Below are 1,317 nucleotides of genomic sequence, written 5' to 3'. Positions count from 1 at the left end.
TGAACCGTTCCGGAATTCCCGGAGGCCATTTGGTTTGGGTTATGCGGCCCAGGCTTGCGCCTCGGTCTGGGCATAGTAGCGCGCTTCAGCTTCAGCGGGAGGCACGTTGCCGATCGGTTCGAGCAGCCGACGGTGATTGAACCAATTCACCCATTCGAGGGTAGCGAACTCGACGGCTTCGAACGACCGCCACGGGCCACGCCGATGGATGACCTCGGTCTTGAACAGTCCGATCACGGTCTCGGCAAGAGCATTATCGTACGAGTCGCCGACGCTGCCGACGGAGGGTTCGATGCCCGCTTCAGCAAGGCGCTCGGTGTATCGGATGCTGACGTATTGCGATCCGCGGTCGGAGTGACAGACGAGACCGCTGCCTGCGAAGGGGCGGCGCTCATGCAGAGCTTGCTCCAAGGCATCGAGCACGAAGTCCGCTCGCGCCGAGCGCGTCACGCGCCAGCCCACGATCCGGCGAGCGAAGACATCGATCACGAAAGCCGCATAGACGAAGCCGCCCCAGGTGGCGACGTAGGTGAAGTCCGCGACCCACAGCCTGTTCGGACACGCGGCCTTGAACTGCCGGTTGACCCGGTCGAGTGCGCACGCCGCGGCTGGATCAGGGATCGTCGTCCGGACTGTCTTGCCTCGTACGACGCCTTGCAGACCCATCGCTCGCATCAGCCGTGCGACGGTGCAACGAGCCGCCGTGATCCCCTCACGGTCGAGCTGCCACCAGATCTTGCGTACGCCGTAGACGCAGAAGTTCGCCTCGTACACGCGCCGGATCTCGGTCATCAGCACCGCATCCCGCCTGGATCGTGCTGGCAGCCTACTAGGATCGGCCCGGCGCGCGACATGGGCGTGATACGTCGACGGGGCGATCGGCAGCACGCGGCAGATCGGCTCGACCCCGTAGGCCCCGCGGTGATCGTCGATGAACGCGATCATCGCTTGAACGGGCGGTCGAGCTCCGCCTGGGCAAAATACGCCGATGCCTTTCTCAGGATCTCGTTGACCTGCCGGAGTTCGCGAACCTCCCGCTCCAGCGCCTTGATCCGCTCGCGCTCGTCCGTCGTCGGGCCGGCTCGTTGGCCCTGGTCGCGCTCGGCCTGGCGTACCCAATTCCGCAGCGTCTCGCCCGAGCAGCCGATCTTGGCGGCAATCGAGCGGATCGCACCGTATGAGAGTCGTGCTCGCCCTGGTGCTCCAACACCATCCGCACGGCGCGCTCGCGGACTTCAGGGGAAAAGGGTGGGGTTCGCTTGGTCATGGCTCCATCCTCGCAAGAGTTGGGGCCTCCGGGAAACCCGGCGCGGTTCA

1 pseudogene and 1 other annotated feature are annotated in these 1,317 nt (G+C 65.2%); the pseudogene reads right to left on the bottom strand.

The window, feature by feature from the left end:
* Positions 1-39 precede the first annotated feature (39 nt).
* Positions 40-1,267: pseudogene (locus ASF20_RS16115) on the bottom strand (IS3 family transposase).
* Positions 871-987: a sequence feature (AL1L pseudoknot), on the bottom strand. Its footprint overlaps the pseudogene before it by 117 nt.
* Positions 1,268-1,317 lie beyond the last annotated feature (50 nt).

The organism is Methylobacterium sp. Leaf88, assembly GCF_001422795.1.
GTDB lineage: Bacteria > Pseudomonadota > Alphaproteobacteria > Rhizobiales > Beijerinckiaceae > Methylobacterium.
This window is presented reverse-complemented; position numbering and strand designations above follow the sequence as displayed.